This window comes from Streptomyces sp. NPDC046303, from assembly GCF_055588085.1.
In genome coordinates this window covers 101,889-118,517 of record NZ_JBVJFA010000010.1, presented here as the reverse complement: position 1 = coordinate 118,517, position 16,629 = coordinate 101,889, and the positions used below count along the sequence as shown (strand labels likewise).

Annotated in this window: 14 protein-coding genes and 1 pseudogene; 9 read left to right on the top strand and 6 right to left on the bottom strand. The window is 72.7% G+C overall.

The window, feature by feature from the left end; translation table 11 throughout:
- Window positions 1-201: 201 nt before the first annotated feature.
- The gene (locus tag ACZ6I1_RS13205; protein ID WP_469286485.1) at window positions 202-1,359 is read right to left on the bottom strand and encodes an FAD-dependent monooxygenase; all 1,158 of its coding nucleotides are present in this window, start codon (window positions 1,357-1,359) and stop codon (window positions 202-204) included.
- A gap of 73 nt (window positions 1,360-1,432) precedes the next feature.
- Between ACZ6I1_RS13205 and ACZ6I1_RS13200 the strand changes: the two genes are divergently transcribed.
- The 4 genes from ACZ6I1_RS13200 to ACZ6I1_RS13185 all read left to right on the top strand — a co-directional run bounded on the left by ACZ6I1_RS13200 (window position 1,433) and on the right by ACZ6I1_RS13185 (window position 4,966).
- Entirely contained in the window at window positions 1,433-2,026 is a 594-nt protein-coding gene (locus ACZ6I1_RS13200) for a TetR/AcrR family transcriptional regulator (protein ID WP_469286483.1), read from the top strand.
- Window positions 2,027-2,065: 39 nt separating this feature from the next.
- On the top strand, window positions 2,066-2,191 hold the full coding sequence (locus ACZ6I1_RS13195; protein ID WP_469286481.1) for a hypothetical protein: 126 nt from the start codon (window positions 2,066-2,068) through the stop codon (window positions 2,189-2,191).
- A 469-nt stretch (window positions 2,192-2,660) separates the two neighbouring features.
- Window positions 2,661-3,767: a ricin-type beta-trefoil lectin domain protein gene (locus tag ACZ6I1_RS13190; protein WP_469286479.1), complete on the top strand. Its 1,107-nt coding sequence runs from the start codon at window positions 2,661-2,663 to the stop codon at window positions 3,765-3,767.
- Between the two features lie 182 nt (window positions 3,768-3,949).
- Window positions 3,950-4,966: a LacI family DNA-binding transcriptional regulator gene (locus ACZ6I1_RS13185; RefSeq protein WP_469286477.1), complete on the top strand. Its 1,017-nt coding sequence runs from the start codon at window positions 3,950-3,952 to the stop codon at window positions 4,964-4,966.
- Between the two features lie 66 nt (window positions 4,967-5,032).
- Here ACZ6I1_RS13185 and ACZ6I1_RS13180 read toward each other — a convergent pair.
- Window positions 5,033-5,323 (bottom strand): annotated as a pseudogene (locus ACZ6I1_RS13180) (GH12 family glycosyl hydrolase domain-containing protein); the annotation flags it as partial.
- Between the two features lie 365 nt (window positions 5,324-5,688).
- The gene (locus ACZ6I1_RS13175; protein ID WP_469286475.1) at window positions 5,689-6,147 is read right to left on the bottom strand and encodes an SRPBCC family protein; all 459 of its coding nucleotides are present in this window, start codon (window positions 6,145-6,147) and stop codon (window positions 5,689-5,691) included.
- Window positions 6,148-6,323: 176 nt separating this feature from the next.
- On the opposite strand from ACZ6I1_RS13175, the gene ACZ6I1_RS13170 reads away from it, so the two are divergent.
- Both ACZ6I1_RS13170 and ACZ6I1_RS13165 read left to right on the top strand, forming a co-directional pair.
- The gene (locus ACZ6I1_RS13170; protein WP_469286473.1) at window positions 6,324-7,301 is read left to right on the top strand and encodes a GlxA family transcriptional regulator; all 978 of its coding nucleotides are present in this window, start codon (window positions 6,324-6,326) and stop codon (window positions 7,299-7,301) included.
- A 104-nt stretch (window positions 7,302-7,405) separates the two neighbouring features.
- Window positions 7,406-8,164: an MBL fold metallo-hydrolase gene (locus tag ACZ6I1_RS13165; RefSeq protein ID WP_469286471.1), complete on the top strand. Its 759-nt coding sequence runs from the start codon at window positions 7,406-7,408 to the stop codon at window positions 8,162-8,164.
- Window positions 8,165-8,239: 75 nt separating this feature from the next.
- On the opposite strand, the gene ACZ6I1_RS13160 is transcribed toward ACZ6I1_RS13165, so the two are convergent.
- Window positions 8,240-11,980 carry a CHAT domain-containing protein gene (locus tag ACZ6I1_RS13160; protein WP_469286469.1) on the bottom strand — a complete coding sequence of 1,247 codons (3,741 nt, stop codon included), beginning with the start codon at window positions 11,978-11,980 and terminating at the stop codon, window positions 8,240-8,242.
- A gap of 24 nt (window positions 11,981-12,004) precedes the next feature.
- On the opposite strand from ACZ6I1_RS13160, the gene ACZ6I1_RS13155 reads away from it, so the two are divergent.
- The 3 genes from ACZ6I1_RS13155 to ACZ6I1_RS13145 all read left to right on the top strand — a co-directional run bounded on the left by ACZ6I1_RS13155 (window position 12,005) and on the right by ACZ6I1_RS13145 (window position 14,648).
- On the top strand, window positions 12,005-12,391 hold the full coding sequence (locus ACZ6I1_RS13155; protein WP_469286467.1) for a hypothetical protein: 387 nt from the start codon (window positions 12,005-12,007) through the stop codon (window positions 12,389-12,391).
- A complete protein-coding gene (locus ACZ6I1_RS13150; RefSeq protein WP_469286465.1) occupies window positions 12,388-13,386 on the top strand; it encodes a hypothetical protein in 999 nt (332 codons plus the stop codon). The genes ACZ6I1_RS13155 and ACZ6I1_RS13150 overlap by 4 nt, the downstream gene beginning before the upstream one ends.
- 191 nt (window positions 13,387-13,577) lie before the next feature.
- Window positions 13,578-14,648 (top strand): NAD-dependent epimerase/dehydratase family protein, encoded by a 1,071-nt coding sequence (locus ACZ6I1_RS13145; protein ID WP_469286463.1) that lies wholly within the window; start codon window positions 13,578-13,580, stop codon window positions 14,646-14,648.
- A 12-nt stretch (window positions 14,649-14,660) separates the two neighbouring features.
- Here ACZ6I1_RS13145 and ACZ6I1_RS13140 read toward each other — a convergent pair whose 3' ends face one another.
- Both ACZ6I1_RS13140 and ACZ6I1_RS13135 read right to left on the bottom strand, forming a co-directional pair.
- Window positions 14,661-15,779, bottom strand: a complete 1,119-nt coding sequence (locus ACZ6I1_RS13140; RefSeq protein WP_469286461.1) for a sensor histidine kinase — start codon at window positions 15,777-15,779, stop codon at window positions 14,661-14,663.
- The gene (locus tag ACZ6I1_RS13135; protein ID WP_469286459.1) at window positions 15,776-16,531 is read right to left on the bottom strand and encodes a response regulator transcription factor; all 756 of its coding nucleotides are present in this window, start codon (window positions 16,529-16,531) and stop codon (window positions 15,776-15,778) included. The genes ACZ6I1_RS13140 and ACZ6I1_RS13135 overlap by 4 nt, the downstream gene beginning before the upstream one ends.
- Window positions 16,532-16,629 lie beyond the last annotated feature (98 nt).

Genomic DNA, 16,629 nt, shown 5'->3' with positions numbered 1-16,629 from the left:
CGCAGGCGGCCACGGTGGATACGGGTGCGTACAGCCCACCGTCTCCGTCGGGACGTCGCGCCATGCGACACCGGTCCGCAGCACGTACAAGACGCCGGTGAGGGCCATCCGGTCGGGACCCGCAGTCGCCCGGGATGGCGGTGGCAGCGCTCGGGAGTACGCGGCAACAGCCGAGCCACCCGCTCCCCCAGGCCGTCCGGCTCAGCTCAGTTGTGGTGCGGTCCAGGCGTGGTGCCGAAGGATCATGTGCGTTGCGGCGCGGGAGGGTGTCAGCCGCATCGCCGTGTTCCGCAGGGCGACGGCCAGTGGGTGGGAGAGCTGCTGGCCCATGCGCCCGGCCTGCCGCGCGGCCCGCGCGACGGCCTGGCTGCGCGGTCGGCGCTCGGCGTCGTAGCGAGCGAGCGCGGCCTTCACGGTGGCCTCGGTGGCCAGTGCGGCGGCCAGGGTGACTGCGTCCTCCAGCGCCTGGCAGGCACCCTGTCCGAGGTGGGGGGTCATCGCGTGTGCCGCGTCGCCGAGCAGCGCGGTCCGGCCGACCGTGTACGAGGGGAGCGGTGTGCGGAGTTCGTTGACGTCGTGGTGCAGCACGGCGGCGGGCCGGGTCGCGTCGAGCAGGGCGGGGATCGGATCGTGCCAGGTATGGAATCGTCTGCGGAGTTCGTCCAGTGGGTCGGCGAACCGCGTCCCGGCGGGGAGGTTGAGGACGGCGTGCCACTCGGCCCGTCCGTCGTGGAAGGCGATGTGCCCGAACTCGGCGCCGTGCCCCCAGGTCAGCTCGAAGTCGGTGCGCAGGTCGACCGCCTGCTCGGTGATGGCGCGCAACACCGTCGAGCCGCTGTAGACCGGACCGGGGTGGGCGGGGAAGAGATGGCTGCGCAGTGTGCTGCCGATGCCGTCGGCCGCCACCACCAGATCGGCGTCCAGGACGGTCTCGCCGCAGCGGACTCGAACCGTCCCAGGGCCGGGCTGCTCGACCGAGTGCGCCTCGGAGCCGATCAGCAGTGCCTCGGCGGGCAGGGAGTCGCGGAGCAGTCGGTGCAAGGTGGAGCGGGGGATGCCCATGATCGGTGTGCCCACCGCCTTCTCCAGCGCCGAGCCGTCCATCCGGGTCAGCCAACCGCCCTGTGGTGTGCGAGTGCCGCCGGTGTACTGGCCTCGCGAGGCATCCCGTACCGCGTCGCCGACGCCGAGTTCATCCAGTGCCCGCAGGCCGTTGGCGGCCAGTGAGATGCCCGCCCCCGCGTCCTCGGGCAGGGAGGCACGCTCGACGACCGTTACTTCCCATCCGATGCGGCGCAGTCCGATCGCGGCGGCCAGCCCGCCGATGCCCCCTCCGACCACCACTGCCGTGTTGCCCATGCCGAAGCCCTCACCCTTCTACATCTGTAGAAAGGTGACTCTATATGAGTCTCTACAGGTGTAGAAAGGAGTCATGGCTTTGGATCGGCGCACCCTCCTCGCGGACGCGGCTCTCGACGTACTTGCCGACGACGGGGTCCGCGGCCTGACCCACCGTGCAGTCGACCGCAAAGCGGCCGTGCCGCCCGGCACCACGTCGGCCTACTTCCGCACCCGGGCCGCGCTGCTCACCGGACTGGTCACACGCCTGGTCCAACTCGACCAGGCGGAACTGCACACGATGGCCGAAGAGCTCCCACCCCTTCGTACCGTCGAGGAACTGGTGGACGGCATGGAGCTGCTCACCCGACGGCGACTCACCGGCGAGGGCCGCCGCCGCTCGCTCGCTCGTTACGCCTGCGCCGTCGAGAGCGTGCGCGACCGTGAGCTGCGCGAAATCCTCGTACCCCGCGAGAACGCCGGCCGCGATGCCGTCCGGCTGTTCCTCGCCGAGCACGGGGTGACGGACGTCGAGAATCGCAGTCACATCCTGCTGACCTGCATCGACGGACTGGTCTTCGACCGGCTGGTGAGCGGCGGCGAAGTACCGCGCGACGCCCTCGAAGGCCTGGTCGCCGCCGCCATGCGTGAGGACCCGGGCTCGCGGCGGGGCACGGCACGTATGTGACCGGCCTCCAGCCGAGCCTGCTGCTGGAGCTTGGCTGCCATGCGCGCGGCCCGCGACGACATCGAAGAGCTCAACGCCCGCGACGCCGCCTTCCATCACGCCGTCGCCTTGGCCACGGCCAAGGCGACCCTCCTCACCCTCCTGGAGGGGCACTGTCCACCCTAATTTTTGGTTGAACTATTGACGAGATCATGTCGCATGCCTACTGTCCTGCGACGGAACGACAGAGCCCGACGGGCAGTCGCCAACGTCAACGTCGGTGCGCCCGAGGGCCGTTCATCACTGCTCGACCGCCGACACGTGGTGCGCCCCAGACCGGCCTGGCGAACTTCCCGAACGGTTCGGGAACTCGCAGATGGTGATGTCGGACACGAAGAACAACCTGCTCGACCAGCCTCACCGGCAGCTGGACCCCGCCGGCCGCCACCGGGAACGAACCGTTCGCCGGCCGTCACGACGTCCCCTTCCCCGGCGGCGACGACGACCAGACCCTGACCATCAAATCCGTGCCGACTGCAGTACGTCTACCAGGGCATCGACCCCAGCGCCAAGGACGAATACCTCCGCCTGCCCTGGCGCAGGGGCCTGCTCACCCAGACCAACTCCCGCTGCTGACCGCCGAAAGGACACCTGCATGAGGAAGTCTTGGCTTCTCACCCTGATCACGCTCGTCGCTGCCGCGCTCGGATTAATCGCGGCTGGTGCTCCTCCCGCCGTCGCCGCCCCGACCACGCCCCTGCGGGTCATGCCGCTGGGCGACTCCATCACCTGGGGCGTGGGAAGCAGCACGGGCCACGGCTACCGAGGTCCGCTGTGGGACAAGCTCGCGGCGGACGGCCATCCGCTGGACTTCGTCGGCACGCTGCGGGGCGGTGCGATGTCCGACCCCGACAACGAAGGCCACTCCGGATACCGCATCGACCAGATCGCCGCACTCGCCGACGCCCCGCTGACCCGCTACCGGCCCAATGTGGTGACGCTGGAGATCGGCACCAACGACCTCAACGGGAACTACCAGCCCTCGACCGCCGCCGCCCGGCTGAAGTCGCTGGTCCACCAGATCACCGCAGCCGCCCCCGACGCCACCGTCCTCGTGGCCTCCCTGGTCGTGTCCACCAGCGGCACGGTGGAGCAGCACCGAGCCGCGTACAACCAGGCCGTCCCCCGCATCGTGAGCGAGGCACAGGCCGCGGGCAAGCGCGTCGCGTACGTGGACATGAGCGGCCTGACCACCGCCGACCTGGCCGACGCCCTGCATCCCAATGACACGGGCTACCGGAAGATGGCGGACGCCTTCCACCGCGGCATCCGGGCCGCCGACAGCGCCGGGTGGCTGAGGAACCCGGCCCCCGCCGCCGCACGCGTGGAGTCCGGCATCGCCGGCAAATGCCTGGATGTCAGCGGTGCCAACACGGCCAACGGGACCGCCGTCCAGACCTGGGGCTGCGGCGGCAACGCCAACCAGCTCTGGTCCGCCTACACGGACGGCACCCTGCGCTCCCTGGGCAAGTGCCTCGACGCCGCCGGCGGGGGCACCGCCAACGGCACGAAGGTGCAGATCTGGGCCTGCCACGGCGGCGCCAACCAGGTCTGGCAGCCGTACAACGGCGGCTACCGCAACCCCGCCTCCGGCCGCTGCCTGGACGTTCCCGGCGCGTCCACGGCCGACGGCACCCGGCTCCAGCTGTGGGACTGCCACGGCGGCTCCCACCAGAAGTGGACGACGCTGACCGCCGGATGACCGAGCTCCCGGGACACGAGCCCTTCCGGGCTGGTGTCCCGGGACCTCGTCTGTGAAGCGCTTCGACGCATGGTGGACACGCGCCGGGGCTGACGCTAGGGTCGGCGTGCGTTCGTTTCACCTCGATGATGCGCCCACACTGTCGAAGCGCTTCATAAGGCCGGGAGAGCTGGGAGAGCTGGATGGTCACCCTCACCGAAGTCGCCCGGCACGCCGGAGTGTCGGCGAGCACGGTGAGCTATGCCCTCAGCGGCAAGCGGTCCATCTCCGCGAGCACCCGGCTGCGGGTCGAGCAGAGCATCCGCGAGCTGGGATACCACCCGAACGCGGGCGCGCGGGCCCTGGCCAGCAGCAGGTCGAACATCATCGCGCTCATGGTGCCGCTGCGCACCGACGTGTACGTGCCGGTGATGATGGAGATCGCCATCGCGGTCACCACGACGGCCCGGACGTACGGGTACGACGTGCTGCTCCTGACCGGCGAGGAGGGCCCCGACGCCGTCCGCCGCGTCACCGGCAGCGGGCTCGCCGACGCGATGATCCTGATGGACGTCGAACTCGAGGACGAGCGGCTGCCGTTGCTGCGCGGCACCGACCAGCCGTCCGTACTGATCGGACTGCCCGCCGACACCTCCGGACTGACCTGCGTCGACCTCGACTTCAAGGCGACCGGCGCCCTGTGCGTCGAGCACCTGGACATGCTCGGCCACCGCGACATCGCCGTCATCGGCGCGCCCCCCGCGGTCTACGAACGGCACACCGGCTTCGCCGAGCGCACCCTCGACGGACTCCGCTCCCGTGCGCGGGAGTCGGGCATCAGGGTGCTGCACCGGGCGTGCGGAGGCGGCTACGACGCGATGGCCGTCACGCTCGCCCGCATCCTCGACGAGCGCCCGGGCACCTCCGCGTTCGTCGTGCAGAACGAGCGGGCGGTCGAGCCGCTGCTCGCCCTGCTGCGCCGGCAGGGCCGCGCCGTGCCCGAGGACGTGTCCGTGGTCGCGATCTGCCCGGAGCAGGTGGCCGTCCAGGCCTCGGTGCGGCTGACATCGGTCTCCATCCCCGCGCAGGAGATGGGCCGGCAGGCCGTGGAGCGTCTGTTCGCCAAACTCGACGGGCGCGGCAGCGACGAACTCGCCCTCATCGCACCGGAGTTGACAGTGCGGGCGAGTACGGGGCCGGCACCCTCCGCCACCTTCTGACCGCTGCGCGCCGAGGTCGGCCCGCCCCCGACAGGACGCGGACCGACCTTGGACCCGGTGTCGGGGTCAGCCGCCGCTGATGGTCAGGTTGTTCGTGTGGAAGTCGAGTCCGCCGGACGACGAGGTGATTTCATAGCCGAACTGCACGTCGCCGATGACCTCGTTGCCGGGCATCCAGCCCTTGGTGTGGGCGATCCGGTTGAGGACGGGCTTGATGTCCACGGTGCCGGAGGTGGAGTCGGACGTCCGCAGGAACGAGAACACCTGGTTGGACCCGTTGGTGCCCTTGCATACGTTCCAGTTGTGGCCGCCGAGCGTGACGTTGGCCTGCCAGGTGCCGATCGGGCCGACGGCGCCGCCGCCCCCGCTCCGAGAGCCATCGCCGGCGCCAGCACCGCCATGCCGATCTTGCGAACCGCGCCTTTTGCCATGGTGGCCCTTCCACGGGTGGGGGATGCCAACTACGGGGATGAGGGGCTGAGCACACAAGGGGCGCTTCCGGGATTCCTCCGAGGTGCGGAAGCGAGGAAGGGGGGTGCAACGCGCTTCGAATCGCTTCGCATCCGGTCGCCGTGGCGGGGAGGCTTGAAACCGGGGTGGCCCGCCTCGGCAGGCCGCCCTGTTCCCGTTCTGCGCGACGACCCGCTGCGAGCGATCGACGACTGACCGAGTGTCGGGACGCCGCGGAGATCCTCTCCCCGGCCGCGTTCGGGACGGCCGGGTCACCCCGGTCGGGACGCCCGCAGCCGCCGCTCCAGGTCCCGCAGGTCCTTGACGAGCGAGGACCGCACCTTGCGCCTCACCAGGGGGGCCGCGAGCAGGTAGAAGCCGGACACGTCGCCCCGTACGCGGATCCGGGCCAGGGTGCCGCCGTCGGGACGCGGGGTGAAGGCGTACGTCACGTGCATCGCCATCGGGCCGGAGACCGAGACCATGTCCAGCAGCACCGGCGGCTCATATCCGGCGACGCGCAGCACGTAGTCGATCCGCTTGCCCAGGAAGAACGCCGTCCGCGTCACCTCGGCCCCGACCCCGAAGCCGCCGCCCTCCGCTTCCCGCGTCAGCTCGGCCGTCCGGATGCCCTGCGTCCACTGCGGATCGTGGCGCCAGTCCATCGCGTACGCCGCCACCTGCTCGCACGGCAGCGGGATCACCCGCGCGGCGGACACGTCGATCGACATGCGCTGCCCCGCCTTCCTTCCCGGTTCCGCGCCTGCACCCTCCCATGCACTCACCCCGCCGGGCGCCGGGCAACCGGACGCCCCGCGGAGGGCTCGCCCGGGCCCCCGGACCCGAAGGCCGGATCTGACAGATCCTCGTCATTGCGGACATCGCGGCGGACCGAAATGATCTGCACATGCCGTCACCGCACAGAATCGTCATCACGGCCTTCCCGGGCGTGGAACTGCTGGATGTCACCGGCCCGGCCGAGGTGTTCTCGGTCGCCACGCGAGTCCGCGGCCCCGGCCGTGCCGGGTACGACGTCCGGATCGCGACAGCCGACGGTGGTCCCGTGACCACCTCCAGCGGTGTCCGGCTGATGGCCGACATCAGCCTCGACGAGGTGGGCGACCACGTGGACACGCTGCTCGTGTCGGGCGCGGTCGATGTCGGCGAGCAGGGGGTGGAACCCGTGCTCGACGGCGTGGTCGTCGAGTGGCTGCGGGAGGCGGCACGGGGCACCCACCGGGTCGGCTCCGTCTGCGCCGGCGCGCACCTCCTGGCCGCCGCCGGCGTCCTGGACGGTCTGCCCGCGACCACGCACTGGCTCACCGCCGCAGAGCTGGCCGCACGGCACCCCGCCGTCACCGTCGACCCGGATCCGATCTTCATCCGGGCCGGCCGCGTCTGGACCTGCGCGGGCATCACCTCGGGCATGGACATGGCTCTGGCGATGGTCAGCGAGGACCACGGCCCGGATCTCGCCCTGGCCACTGCCCGCATGATGGTCATGTACGTCAAGCGGCCCGGCGGGCAGAGCCAGTTCAGCGTCCCGCTCACCGCACCGGCCGCCGAAGGCGACCGGATCGGCGCGCTGCGCCTGTGGATCGGGGAGCACCTCGCCGACGACCTCTCGGCCGAAGCCCTGGCGGCCCGCGTGAACCTGAGCGTGCGTCACTTCAACCGGCTCTTTCGCCGCAGCACCGGCACCACACCGGCGGCCTACGTCGAGTCCGCCCGGCTGGAGGCCGCCCGCCGGCTGCTCCAGGAGAGCGACCACGGTCTCGCGGAGGTGGCCGGCGCCAGCGGTCTCGGCTCGGTGGAGAGCCTGCACCGCGCCTTCCGGCGCCGTCTGGGCACCACACCCGCCGAGTACCGGCGCCGCTTCCGCTGACATCCCGTACCGCTCACCGACCGCCCCGCGACCGCGCCGGGCGGAACACCGTCACGCCCCCGCACCCCGCGCTCCGCGCGGCGCGGGGGTACGAGGAGAACCGAATGCCCGGAACCAAGGTCATCCCGCTCCCTGTCATGGGACGCCACCACATCAACGCGTACCTCCTGCTGGGCCGTAGGCCCGTCATCGTCGACGCCGGCACCCCCGGCAGCGGGCGCAGGATCTACGAGCAGGTCGCCTCGCACGGTGTCGATCCCGCCGACGTGTCCCTGATCGTCATCACGCACGGCCACATCGACCACTTCGGATCCGCCGCCGAACTGCACCGCCTGACCGGGGCGCCGGTGGCCGGCCACGTCGCGGACCTCGGGGTCTTCCGCACCGGCCGGGCCCGTGAGCCGTACCTGCCCACCGGTCCGATGGGCCGCTTGATGGCCAGGAACAAGAAGCTGCACGTCCGTGTGGAGCCGTTCGAACCCGGCGTCCTCGTCACCGGCGAGACGGACCTGGCGGACTTCGGGGTCCCCGCCCGCATCGTGCCCACTCCGGGGCACACCGCCGGATCGGTATCCGTACTCACCGACGAGGGGGACCTGGTTGCCGGCGACCTGATCGCCAACTCCTTCTTCGGACTCGTCCGGGGCCGTCCGGCCAATCCCCCCTTCCATGACGACCCGATGGGCAACCTCGCCAGCCTCCGGGAGATGCTCGCCTTGCAGCCGGCCCGCCTCCACGTCGGCCACGGCACCGCCCTGGACCCCGATCGCGTGCGGCGCTGGGCCGACCGGGAACACCGCAGGCTGTCCCGCCTGAAGGCCGCCGGACGCCTCCTCCGCCGCCCGGCGGACGACGCCGCCTGACCGCCGCGTTCGCACGTCGAGTACCCGGGTGCACACGCGACCCGGTCACCGGCCGGCCGGCCCTGCGCCCGTGTGTCAGGGGCCGATGTGTACGTACGGCGCCCAGAACACGGGGAGCGCGGTGTCGGGCGCGGCGCGGAGTCTGCGGGCTGCGGCGTTGAGCCGGGTCGCCGTGTCGCCGTGGGCGGGGTCCGCGTAGACGAGGCCGGCCATCAGGGGGGCGATGGCGTCGTGGACGGGCCACAAGGTGGCCACGACGTGCCGGTAGCCGATGGTGTGGAGGGCCGCGGCCAGGTGGATGGCCTCGTCGGTCAGGGTGGAGCCGACGGCGGCGGTCTGGCAGGCGGAGAGGAAGGCCAGTTCCGCGTGGGGCAGGGAGAGGGCGGCGATGTCGAGGACGGTCAGGACGCCGTCGGTGAGGGCCACTCCGCTCCGGGAGGGGTGGTCGGGGTCCTGGAGGCCGTGACAGGCGAGGTGGATCCAGGCGTGGCCCGGCAGTTCCCGGCAGACGTCGGCGATGGAGGGGGCGTCGAGGAGGGTCGCCCGGTCGCCGAAGGTGCCGGTGAGGAGGTCCACCTCCGGCTGGACGGTCAGGTCCGCCGCGCCGGGGGTCTGCTCCATGGCGACGACCAGGACGCGGCGGTCGGCGGGTTCGGCGGCCGGGCGGGACCGTGCCTCGGCCAGGGCGCGCAGGGTCGGGGTGTACGAGGAGACCACCTGGTCGAGGGCGCAGGCGCCGGACGGGTCGATGCCCGCGTGGACCGGCAGGGCGGCCAGAGGCCCGGTCGGGCACCACCACAGGCGTTCGGTGTCGCCGAGGGCGGCGAGGACCGGGCCGGTGAGGTGGCGCCCGAGCCAGCGCAGCAGTTCTTCGGTCCGCTGGTGGAGGGTGAGGGCCGCGGCCAGGCCCGTCGGTGACCGGTCGAGCAGGTCCAGATAGGAGTTGGCGGTCTCCACCACTTCGGCGGCGGTCAGCTCGGGCAGGGGATGCACGGTGACCGTGCCGGTGCGCACGATCAGGGCGTCGCAGCGCAGGGCGCTCACGTTGAGCAGGACGACGGGGCCGTGCGACGCGGCCTCGGAGAGGGTCGCGAAGACCGGCGGTTTCAGGAAGTCGGCGAACCCCGGCAGCTCGCGGGCCCGGCGGACGAGGGTGTCCCATTCGCCGGCCAGGGCGGCGCGGTCGGCCGCCGTCGGGGAGGCGGCCGTGCCCGGGTCGACGACCTCGTCGAGCGCGGCGCGGACCTCGGTGAGCCGGCCGGCGAGGGCCGGTTCGGCCTCCTGGAGCGAGGTCAGGTCGGTTCTCGTCTCCAGGAGTTGCGCCCAGAGCACGCCCCGCCCGTGTTCCAGCAGCTCGACGGCGAGGCGCGGCTGTTCCGCGGTGATCGCCAGTGCGGCGGCGTCGCAGGCCAGGCCGGAGAGTTCGGCCAGCCCACGCTCCTGGTCGGTGCGGGAGACTCCGCGCCAGGCGAGCAACGGGAGGAGTTCCACGGCCAGCCGCAGCGCTTCGAGCGCCGCCGCGGTGTCGTCGTCCGCGGAGGCGGTCTGGGCCCATCGCCGGGCTGCTCGTACGCGTGCCTCGGCGGAGCTGCTCTCCAGGTACGCCGCCTCGCGGAGCACGTCGGCGGCCTTGCGCCGGGAGTCCGCCGTTCCCCGGGCGAGGAGGGCCTCTGCGAGGTTGAAGAGGTGGCGGGAGCGGTTCGGCTCGGTCGGGGACATGGTGGTGACCGCCTCCGTGAGGACGGCGATCGCCTGCGCCAGCTCTTCGGGGTTCTCCCGGTGCACGGCACGGACGAAGAGCCCTGTTCCCCATCCGGCGAGGTAGCCGGGCCGCCGCCAGGAGCCCGGCGGCAGTGTCTCGTAGGCCTGCCGGGAGGCCTCGACGGAGGCGTCCAGGTCGGCGGGGTCTTCGTAGGCCTGGTAGCGGGTGGAGAGCGCCTGGGTCAGATTGAGCTGGACCATCGACCGGGTCATCGCGTCGGCGTGCGCCTCCGCGTGGAGCAGGACGGTGACGGCCTCGCCGATGTCGTCCCGGTTCCGGGTCAGGCGGAACCGGGAGGCGAGCACACTGCCCAGGTTGCCGCTGGTCGTGGCATGCAGGGCGCTGCTGGGCTCGGTGGCGTCGAGTACGGCGCGGTAGAGGTCGATGGCTTCGTTCAGGTCGGTGGTCGATCCGGTCAGTTCGAACCGCGCCTGCAGGACGGCCCCCAGCGTGTTCGTCGCGTTGGCGTCACGGGTCTGCGCGAAGGCCTCGCGCAGGAGGCGCACGGACTCGTCGAGGGTGGCCCGGTCGCCGGTGCGTTTGAACTCATCCGAGAGGAACGCGCCGAGCGCGGACTGGGCCATGGGGAGGCCGGGGGTGCCGGGGACGGCCGCGGCCATTGCTTCCCGAGCGGCCCGCAGGGACTCCTGCCGGTCCTCTTCCGAACTGGTCCGCTGGACGCGCTCGCGCAGGGCAGTGCTGAGGTTGACGCAGACGAGGACCCGGTCGGTGCCTTTCGGCGGAGTGATCTCGACGGCACGCCGGCAGAGCTCGACGGCCTCGTCCAAGTCGGCCGCGTCGCCGAGGAGTTCGTATCGCAGGCGCAGAGCGTTCGCGACGTTGCCGAGGGTGTCCGCGAGTCCGGCGTCGTCGTCGAGGACGTCCAGGGCGCGGCGTCCCCGCACGACCGACTCCTGAAGGTCCGCGCGTACGCCTGAGAACAGGTAGCGGTTGTAGTAGGCGGCGCAGGCCAGGCCGTGGCCGCGCGCGGTGAGTGCGGATCCGTCGCCGCCGAGCAGTTCGATCAGCTCGTTCAGGTCGGCGATGTCGCGCCGGTGCTGGTTGCGGGCCGTCAGCGCCGAGCCGAGGTTCTCCAGACAGTACGTGAGCAGCTCGGCCGGGGCGTCGGCGAGGGCGTCCCGGGCCAGGTCGACGGCCTCGTCCACGAGGTCCGCGTCACCGGTCATGGTGTACACCTGGCCCAGGCACAGACTCAGGAAGGTCTGGATGAGCGCGCTGGGGAACGGACCGGCGGGCAGTGCGAGTGCTTCGCGCAGGAGCGCGACGGCTTCCTGCACCTCCGGCAGCGACGCGTCGGTGAAGCTCCTGACCGCCATCACGGTGGCCCGGCGGTAGAGGGCGAGGGGCCGGTCGGCGGAGCCGGGCGGATTGACCGCGAGCGCCAGCGCGCTCAGGGCGTACTCCTCAGCCGGGTCACGGCTGTCGAACAGGTGGTGTCCGGCCATCGCCATCCCGAGTTCGGCCGTGGCCGTCCACTCCGGCCCGCCGGCGGGGAGTTCGGCCAGCGCGGCCATGAACGTCTCCGCCAGTTCCACGCCGACCGCCGGGGAGTCGTCGGTGAGGTGGAGGTCGGCGACGGCCGAGCAGAGCATGACGTGGACGTCTGCCCGGAGGGGGTCGCCGGCTTCGGTCCGGTCCAGCCCCGCACGCATCAGCTCGAGACCTGCGCGCAGATCCTCCGGCGACCTCCGCAGGGTCAGGTAGCGGCCCAGCAGGACGGTCGCCCCGGTGGTCTCGTGGAGTTCCCTGGAGGCCTCCATCGCCGCGATCGCCCGGTCCGGGCCCGCCGGGTCCTCCACCGTCGCGCCCGCCAGGTTGTAGAACAGCGCGGCCCAGTCGCGCCGGTCCTCTTCCTCTTCGAAGTCGAGGGTCAACTCCTCCCCCGCGACGCGCCGGTCGAGGAACTCGAGCGCGAACTCGAGTACCTCCGGCCCTTCTTCCCCGGCCATGGCGGCGATCGCCCGGCTGAGGTCCCCGATGTCACCGCCGGTCTCGTAGCGGTTCCAGTATTCCCATGCCCGGGACTCGACCACGTTCGGACGATACCCTCGTTCAGCGTGGAGAACCTGACGTTGCTCTTCGATCCCTCGGCTCCGGCCGACGGCGCCGTGCGGCTCGACCTCCCCGGGGGTCTGACGCTTGAAGACGCGGCCGGCGCACTGGAGGCCCTGCTGGCCGCCGAAGCGGTCGAGTACGTGCTCCTCGTCGTGGACGGACGGCCCGTCGGGGTCACGAGCCGCAGCCGGCTCGTCCGGATCGGCGCAACCGGCATGCGTGCGCTGGGAGATGGCGCGGGCGCGACCCTTCCCGGCGAGTCCTTGCACTACCGGCTGCTGCGGTACACGTGCGGCACGTGCGGGGCCGAGATCAGGCGGGTCCACGTGGACCCCCGGGACCCGCCGGCCTGCCCGAACGGCCACGGCGTGCTCGAGCTGCCGCGATGAAGCTGGACGCGCTGGCCAGACCGGGCTTCGGCGGCGCGAGGTTCCTGCTGGTGGACTACATCCCGACGTACGCGGCCGGGCTGGCGGTCCTCGTCCTCGTGTGGGCGGGCGCCCCCGGCCGGCTCGACTTCGACCGGGCCTGGCACACCGCGGGACATCTGGGCTTGGGCGAGATCCTGCTGCTGGCACTGGCCATGACCCTGCTGGCGTCCCTCGCGCATCCGCTGCAGCTCGCGCTGGTACGCGTACTGGAGGGCGGCTGGCCTTCGCGGCGCGCTGCGGACCTGTCGCGGCGGCGGCAGGCGGGCCGCCGCGCCCGGCTGGCCGCCGGTGAGGAGCTGCCGGCCGGTGAGCTCACCGAGGCCCGGATCCAGGCGGCGGGGCAGTCGGGTACCCGGCTGCGGCGCCTGTTCCCGCCCGCGGCCGTGCTGCGGCCCACCGCTCTCGGCAATGTGCTGGCGGCCACCGAGATCAGCGCGGGCGAGCCCTACGGCCTCGACGCGGTCGTCGCCTGGCCGCGCCTGTACCCGCTGTTCCCCGCGGACACCAGGCGGATCGTCGACGACCGGCGCGACATCATGGACGCCGCCGCCCGCCTCGCGGTGGTCATGGCCGCCACGGCCCTGGTGGCGGCGGGCCTTCTGGCCGCCTCGGGCTGGTGGTTCCTGCTGGCGTTGATCCCGTTGGCGGTCGCCCGCGTCTCCTACATCGGCGCGGTCCATGCCGCCGTCGCCTACGGCGAGAGCGTCCGGGCGGCCGTGGACCTGCATCGGTTCGCCCTGCTGGACGCTCTCCGCCTGCCTCCTCCTGCCGACCTCGCCGCGGAACGGCTCCTGAACACCCGGCTCAGCGAGCTCTGGCGCCAAGGCGTCCCCCTGCCCGAGACGGCGTACGAACACCCCGTACGGATCGAAGCGATCCGGCTGGAGGCTGACGGCCGCCGGGCGGGGACGGCCACACCCGAGGCGCGGGCACCGGAGGGCACGGGCGCCTGACGAGCGCGGACCGCGCCACGCGGAAAGCCCGCGCCTTCCGTCAGCGTCGAAGGTCTCGGTGCATACCCCGGGGAACACCCCGTGCGGCGCACGACGAGCGGGAGCGATCGGGTGCCCCATTCGATGACGGAAGTCTTACGTCCGGGCGTGGAAGCGGCCGTGCGCGTGCGGAGTTCCGTAGCGTCCGCGGCATGCGAGTACTTGTCACGGGCGGCGCGGGCTTCATCGGCTCGCACATCGTCACGGCACTGAACGAGGGCGGGCACACGCCCGTGGTCCTGGACGCGCTCCTGCCGGCCGCTCATCCGGTGCCGCCCGTCCTGCCCGATGCCGAGCTGGTCCGGGCCGATCTCCGGGACGCGGAGGCGGTGCGCCCGGCTCTGCGCGGCGTTGACGCCGTGTGCCATCAGGCGGCGATGGTCGGGCTGGGTCAGGACTTCGCGGACGCCCCCGCGTACGTCGGCTGCAACGACCTGGGCACGGCGGTGCTCCTGGCGGCGATGGCCGAGGCGGGGGTGCGCCGGCTGGTGCTGGCGGGCTCGATGGTGGTCTACGGGGAGGGGCGCTACGCGTGCCCGCGCGACGGGGTCGTGCGGCCCGGCCCGCGCGAGGTCGCCGATCTGGAGGCCGGGCGGTTCGAGCCGCACTGCCCGGTGTGCGGGGCGGAGCTGGTCCCCGGTCTGGTGGGCGAGGACGCCCCGGCGGATCCCCGCACTGTGTACGCGACCACGAAGCTGGCGCAGGAGCACCTGACGGCGGCCTGGGCGCGGTCCACCGGCGGGCAGGCGGTGTCGCTGCGCTATCACAACGTGTACGGGCCGGGGATGCCGCGGGACACCCCGTACGCGGGGGTGGCGTCGTTCTTCCGGTCGGCGCTGGCCCGGGGTGAGGCTCCGCGGGTCTTCGAAGACGGGGCTCAGCGGCGGGACTTCGTACACGTCCGGGACGTGGCCGCGGCCAATGTCATGGCGCTGGAGGCGGTCGGCGGCCGTCCGGGCGGCTCGCTCGCCGCCTACAACACGGGCAGCGGCGAGCCGCACACCATCGGAGAGATGGCCGGGGCGCTCGCGGCGGCCCACGGTGGCCCCGCTCCCGTGGTCACGGGTGAGTTCCGGCTCGGCGACGTCCGGCACATCACCGCCGATTCCTCGCGGCTGCGCCGGGAGCTCGGGTGGCTGCCGCGGGTCGGCTTCACGGAAGGGATGACCGAGTTCGCGCGTGCAGGTCAGCGCGCCTCGGCCGGTTCCCCGCAGCACGCGTAGGCCGGCCCTGTCTCACCCCGCGGGGGCCGGCAGCGGCAGGGTCACCTCGAAGCGGCAGCCGCCCGGCACGTTGCGCACGTCCGTACGTCCCGCGTGGGCCTCGACGATGCCGCGCACGATCGCGAGGCCGAGACCCGCGCCGGCGGGCGGGGTGCGGGCCGCGCTGCCGCGCCAGCCTGTGTCGAAGACCCGCGGGAGTTCCTCGTCCGGGATGCCGCCGCAGCCGTCCGTCACGGAGAGCACCACGGCGTCGGCGCGGCGTTCGGCGGCGACCGCGACCGTACCGTCGGCCGGGGTGTGACGGATGGCGTTGACCAGGAGGTTGGCCAGGACCCTCGTCATCTCCCTGCCGTCGACCTCCACCGGCACGGCTTCGACCTCCGCTCCGACCAGCCGCACGCCGTGTTCGCGGGCGAGCGGGTGGACCCCGGACAGCGCGTCGCCCACGAGGTCGTAGACCGAGATCCGGCTCGGGGCCAGGGTGAGGGCGCCCGCGTGGATGCGGGAGAGTTCGAAGAGGTCGCCGACCATGGAGTTGAGCCGTTCGACTTCGGCGCCGATCTGCCGGTGGTAGCGGGCCGGGTCGGCGGCCACGCCGTCCTCCAGTGCCTCCGCCATGGCCCGGAGTCCGGCCAGCGGGGTGCGCAGGTCGTGGGAGATCCAGGCGACCAGCTCGCGGCGCGAGGTCTCCAGGGCCCGCTCCCGCTCACGGGAGGCGGCCAGCTTGGCGCTGGTGGCGGCCAGCTCCCGGGAGAGCGAGGCGAGTTCGGCGGTGGCGGGGACGGCCGGGGCGGCGAAACTGCCGTCGTCGCCGAAGTCCCGGGCGGCGCGGGCCAGGTCGTGGCTGCGGGCGACGACCCAGCGGCCCAGCAGGAGGGCGGTCGCCAGCGAGACGGCGGCGGCCATCGCCACGACGAGCGTGACGACGGTGAGGTCGTGCGCGGAGAGGAACATCGCCTGGGCGACCGCGAGCGTGCCCGCGAGCATGGCGGTGACCGTGACGGCCGCCACCACGGTCAGGGACACGGCGACGGAACGGTGGCGCAGCAGGCGCAGGGCGACCGCGCCGAGAACTCCCGCACAGGTGGCCCCGCCCAGCGCGAACGCGGCGATGAGCAGCAGGTCCTTCACGTGGCCTGCTCCGTCCCGGACGGGACCTCGAAGCGGTATCCGACGCCCCATACGGTCTGGATGAGCCCGGGCCGGGCGGGGTCGTCCTCGATCTTGGCGCGCAGCCGCCGGACGTGGACCGTGACGGTGGACAGGTCCCCGAACTCCCAGCCCCACACGTCCCGCATCAGGTCCTCCCGGCCGAGTGCCTGGCCGGGGTGCCGCAGGAAGTACGCCAGGAGGTCGAACTCCCGCAGGGTGAGCGCGAGTTCCAGGCCGTTCTTGGAGGCGCGGCGGGTGCCGGGATCGAGGGACAGTCCGCCGCCGCGCAACGCGGGCTGCGCTGGTGCGGTCACCGGACCGGTCACCGAGCCGGTCACCGGACCGCCCCGGCCGCGACTGCGGCGCAGCACGGATTCGACCCGCAGGACGAGTTCGCGGGGGCTGAAGGGCTTGGTGACGTAGTCGTCGGCGCCCAGTTCCAGCCCGGCGATGCGGTCCTCCTCGGCGCCCCGCGCGGTGAGCATGACCACCGGCACCGGGCCGACGGCACGAAGCCTCCGGCACACCTCCAGCCCGTCCAGCCCCGGCAGCATCAGGTCCAGGACGACGAGGTCGGGCCATTCCCGCCCGGCACTGGCGAGGGCCGCGGCGCCGTCCGCGGCATGCTCCACGGTGAATCCGGCGCGCACCAGATATCCGGTCACGACCTCGGCGACCGTCGGATCGTCCTCGACGACGAGGACTCTGCCCGGCGCGCTACCCATGCTCATGCGGCCAAGGGTCTCACCGTGCGGGCCGGCCTCGGCACCGCCGGGGCGGCGCCGAGGGTGATGTCCGCGTTTCGTAAGGAGTCGATGGCCCCCCCGTC